Source organism: Pseudomonas sp. P5_A2_2 (assembly GCF_054177685.1).
On sequence record NZ_JBGCUL010000345.1, the window covers coordinates 1 to 4518 of the forward strand.

The 4518-nt window shown below is 55.1% G+C and carries 4 protein-coding genes and 2 pseudogenes; 2 read left to right on the forward strand and 4 right to left on the reverse strand.

What is annotated here, in order from left to right:
• Positions 1–251, forward strand: a 251-nt coding sequence (locus ACXRVY_RS17930) for a hypothetical protein (protein ID WP_458237896.1), incomplete at its 5' end; no start/stop codon positions are given.
• Between the two features lie 174 nt (positions 252–425).
• On the opposite strand, the gene ACXRVY_RS17935 is transcribed toward ACXRVY_RS17930, so the two are convergent.
• Both ACXRVY_RS17935 and ACXRVY_RS17940 read right to left on the reverse strand, forming a co-directional pair.
• Positions 426–989: a TetR/AcrR family transcriptional regulator gene (locus ACXRVY_RS17935; protein ID WP_218429190.1), complete on the reverse strand. Its 564-nt coding sequence runs from the start codon at positions 987–989 to the stop codon at positions 426–428.
• Between the two features lie 249 nt (positions 990–1238).
• Positions 1239–1940: a glutathione S-transferase family protein gene (locus ACXRVY_RS17940; protein WP_076030804.1), complete on the reverse strand. Its 702-nt coding sequence runs from the start codon at positions 1938–1940 to the stop codon at positions 1239–1241.
• Between the two features lie 1240 nt (positions 1941–3180).
• Here ACXRVY_RS17940 and ACXRVY_RS17945 point away from each other — a divergent pair.
• Positions 3181–3345 (forward strand): annotated as a pseudogene (locus ACXRVY_RS17945) (arginine-ornithine antiporter); the annotation flags it as partial.
• A 72-nt stretch (positions 3346–3417) separates the two neighbouring features.
• Here ACXRVY_RS17945 and ACXRVY_RS17950 read toward each other — a convergent pair.
• The gene (locus ACXRVY_RS17950) at positions 3418–4083 is read right to left on the reverse strand and encodes a helix-turn-helix transcriptional regulator (protein ID WP_223457605.1); all 666 of its coding nucleotides are present in this window, start codon (positions 4081–4083) and stop codon (positions 3418–3420) included.
• Between the two features lie 19 nt (positions 4084–4102).
• Positions 4103–4518, reverse strand: a pseudogene (locus ACXRVY_RS17955) (hypothetical protein); the annotation flags it as partial.

Here is a 4518-nt window from a genome sequence, read left to right on the forward strand (position 1 = left end):
GCTATTGGCCGATTCTGTTGAAAAAGTCGACCATGGTTTGCGCAGCAGAAAAGTATGCGTCCGAKATTGAAATCTTTACTTTCGACAGAGGCTTGCGGACTCGGATTTCACGTAGCAGTGTGCAAAAAAGGCGTTTTAACCAGTCGATGACCGGGCTGTTTGGGCGAACCGACTTTTTCAACAGAATCGGCCGATTTCTGCCTGTCGCTACCGACAGCAACGAGCAGCTCTCAGTCGATCATGGTTACTAAGCGTGCTTGGCAGATCGAATGCAAACGCCTGGTCAAGTGCAGTTCAATCGAGCGGTCAGTACCGATGTAATCAGGTGGTCAGGTGGAGTGCAATTTCGCAACAGCTACGCCGCTTCGCATTGGACGCGCATGCGCCGAAGCCGCCCGTTCGCCGAACCGAGTCGCAGTCAGTTGCTAAGTCGGCAGAGGTCCGAACGCGCGGTATGAATCGACCAGGGCATCGAAAAGCGAGATATCCGAGCGACTTCTAGCAAAGAGCTGGGCACCGACAATAGCTGCGAAAATTGCACGTGCTCTAGATTCACTCTCACTTGATTCGCACAACTTCGCAGCCAATAGAAGCTTGCTTAACCATGCAATGTTGACATCAGCAAAGGTCTGAATTTCTTGCGTCATTTCAATGGGTAAAGTATCGGTTTCAGCGCCCATGAAACTGCCCAGGCAGAGACGATTGTCGGCCTCAAGTGATCGGCGGAAAATTTCAGGAAAGCGACGCAGAGCGTCAATCGGAGACGCACTTTCTGATTCGATCATTTCGAGCGCGAGCGCACCGTCCTCCCAATATCGTTTGGCAACGGCAATACCCAGATCGGCTTTGCTTGGAAAATGGTAGTAAATGCTCGCCGCTTTGATACCTACATCTTGCGCAAGGTCGCGGAAATTCAAACCATTGTAGCCCTGCGATTGGGCAATTTTCTTGGCCGCCAACAGGATGGCTTCCTTGGAGTTGACGCTCATCTTGGTGCCTTTCGTCTTGGGACGATCTCTTAAATAGGGAAAGCTAATTTACAGCAAAGGCCTACCGTGTGACAGGTAGATTGTCAGTGAGAGCAGTGAGTTCAATGCGACTTGGGTGCTCAGGCAGAAGTCGTTCCATCATGGTTTAGCAAGCGGCACCGCCAGCCGACACTAGCGAGATCACTACGGTCACCGAGAAAGCTAGGGGTGTGGCGATCTCGGCGTACCGGAGTTTCCATTGAGAAGCTGTTACTGGGCTGGCGAATCCAGCTCAGGAATGCCGCTGTTGTGATCAGCGTAGGCAGCCTGGAAGCTTGGACGTTTTGTCCAGCGCTGCCAGTACGCATCTAGGAACTCAAAACGCTCGTCCAGTGGAGTGGCATTGACCGGGAATTTCGAGAAGGCGATCGCGGTTGCCAGGGTAATGTCCGAGAAGGTCGGGGCATCTCCGCCGAGCAGCCATTCGCGGCCGTCTGACAGATGACGATTGACCAGTGCAGCGTGAGCCAAAGCTTCCTTCCGGCAGTGTTCGCCCCAAGCCTCATTCTTGGTCAGTTCTAGCTTGAAGCCGAGTCCGGTGTGCAACACGTGGAACGCTGTAACGATGCGGTACAGGATGTGCACCCACACCCGGTTATCCCACATGTTATCCAGACCCTGTTCCAGTGCGGTCTCTCCCATGATCTTGCGACCAGGATACTCTTGGTCAAGATAACGAACGATGGCAGCCGTTTCGGAAATGTAGCTACCGTCAGCCAGTTGGAGGGTGGGAGTTTCGCCCCACGGGTTCATATTCAAATGACGCCAGCCACGCTGTTCGCCTACAGGGGACATGTCATAGATGGTCTCGGCAAATTGGTCAGCGATGCCTTTTTCGTGCATGAACAGACGCAGACGCTGTGGGTTCGGAAAGGCCGAAGGCGAAGTGAAAAGCTGAAGTTTAGTAGTCATGGTCGATCCTACAGGTTGGTGGTTGAGCCACCTAACAAACGTTAGGTAGACAAACCTTAGCGAACGATTCGATGCACGTCAACACCTATCTAACGATCGTTAGGTAAATTTTTTTATGGGGGGGTCTGGCTGCATTGGTTCGATTGAGGTGAATCGCTCGCTTCAGCGGGAAAGGGCGCGCAACCTAACATCGGTCGCGAGGCTCACTCGCTTTATCCCAGCTGCGTAAGTGCATGGACTTGACCACCCACCGCAATCGTCAACAAGGGCACCTTGCTCACGCCGTCGCCCTAAGATGAATTCGTCAAGACGTGTCTACCGGACGGTTATCTATTTGAGTCATTTTCGATGATTATTCGACAGTCAGCTATTGGCCGATTTCTGCCCGTTGGCAAGGGTTGTAATCGATCAAGCGCAGCTTCTGCAATGGTTGCTTCAGTCAAATTAAATGTCGGTGAAGGGTAGGGCCATTACGGGCCGATTCAGCTTTTAATGACCCTGGTTCAAAATCTAATGAATCTCTCTGGAGGTCAGACGTGGTCGTTGGAAGGCAGCGATGCGCTGAAAGGGGTGATCTTCCATCAGCAAGATGCCTGGGTCGTTTTGGAGAGAGGGTTCCTGCCTCTCATTCATCTCCAGCCTACTTACTGCTCGCGTTGATTCCATTCTTAATGAAAAGAGTTCCAATCGAAGTGAAAACTCATGGCCGGTTCGCGTGCCGGGTAGGGACCATGCCGGCCCTTGCCAAGGGACGCTGCGCATTTGAATCAGTAATATGTCAGTTCTGGTCAATTAGTTCCGGCTAATTTGGGTTCAGTCGCTTGCCGTCTGATCAGAAGCCACTCGTGGAGAGAAGGCGCTTCAGGCAAGAGGTACTGAGGCTTGGAGTGGGGGAGCGCAGTCTGATGAGTTCACCGGATCGACTAAGCCAATCTGGCTGGTTGAGGCCTATGGTATGACATTGAAGTTTTCCGATCACATTTCCGCCGAGCAGTGCGCGGCGAAACTGGAAGAACGCGTAAATACGCCTCATGTTCTTCCACCAGAGATTCAGAAGTACTGAACCGCAGAGCATTTTCGAGTTCTGCGACGCTCTTAGTACTGATTACCATTTGATTGCTGTTCCCAGGTGCTTTCCGTTCCGTTGCACATACCACTTGAAAGGTCATGCAGTGCAAAAGCGACTTTACGGGGTGGTCTGTTTTCTACCTTAGCGATACCCATTCGGTAAGGTGATCTAATGGTCGATTCTGTAGGCAAGTTGGATAAAGATTTCGAGCCCGACAAACAAACCCTAGTCACGGCCTCCAGAGACAAACTCAAGGTTGGGTAACTGATCGCTTTGGTGATTGGTTCGATGGTCGGCGGTGGCATTTTCTCACTGCCACAGAACGTCGCCCCAAGCGATGCTCGACTCTGAAGAAGCCTGCCAGCGGGACAACGCCGGAAACTGGCAGCAACGGCTGTCACGCAAACGCTAGGCTGGCTGATCGGTATCGGCTGGAGCAGCGTCAGTCGCGAGGTCCGGGGTTTCACTCGGTCGCAACCTGAAGCGACAGACATGCCCGCCACGCACCATGCACTCGCTGTGCTCGACTTCGCCGCCGCCCAACGCGCCGATCAAGGCCAGGTCGAGTTCGCAGACCACCGGGTGCTCGGCGGCCAGGCGATGGAACACGCAGTTATGCGCGACGATTTCCGGCGTGTCGCCTGAGCGAAAAAACACCTCGGCCTCGTAGCCCGCCTGGTTCATGTGCTGCACGATCCTGGCTTCATCCACGACCTGCTGTTCACGATCAGAAGCCAGTTTGCGGCCCATGCTGCGCATCAGCGAGGCCAGGGCTTCGGGGCCGATGATGCCCGCCACCTCATCGATCAATACGCTGGCCAGTAGCTGATAGTGGCGAGGGAACTGCTCCCGCGCGTGGTCGGTGAGCCGATACAGCTGCTCGGGGCGACGACCCGTCGGCCGGGTGTCGCCGCGCAGCACCAGAGCGTCACGCTCCAGCGCCGCCAGGTGTTGGCGGATCGCCGTGCGCGTGACGGCCAGGTGTTCGGCCAACTCGTCAATGCTCATGCCGCCCCCATGGTGCAGCAGTGCATTGAGCAGGTCCTGCTGTGTTCGGCCCAGTCCTTCCAGCATGGTGTGCCCTCGCGCGATATCAGAACTTGTCCGGGAATTGCTTGACCAGCGCGCCGGTCAACGCGTCGGCCAGGGCCAGGATGTGTGTACGCATCATTGCCCAGGTGCGGGCTTCGCCAGCGTAATCGTGCGCGGCAAACTCGTCGATCTGGGCGATGTGGTGACCGCCATGGGCTGACAACATATTGACCTGTGTGGCTTCAGGCAGATTGGGGTTGGCGGTGGCCAGAAACTCCGCAATCGCATTGGCATTGCTTGTCAACTCGGTGACGGCAGCCTGCGTGCCCTTGGCGTCTTTCGCGACGGTGGCATCGCTGTAGAGTTTCACCGCGCCCCAAAGACCGGCCAGCAGTATGAGCACTTGATCAGCCGCCGGCGGGCCCTAGAGCGGGGCAATGCTGTTGGCGATTTTGGTGGCGTTGTCGACCACCAGGT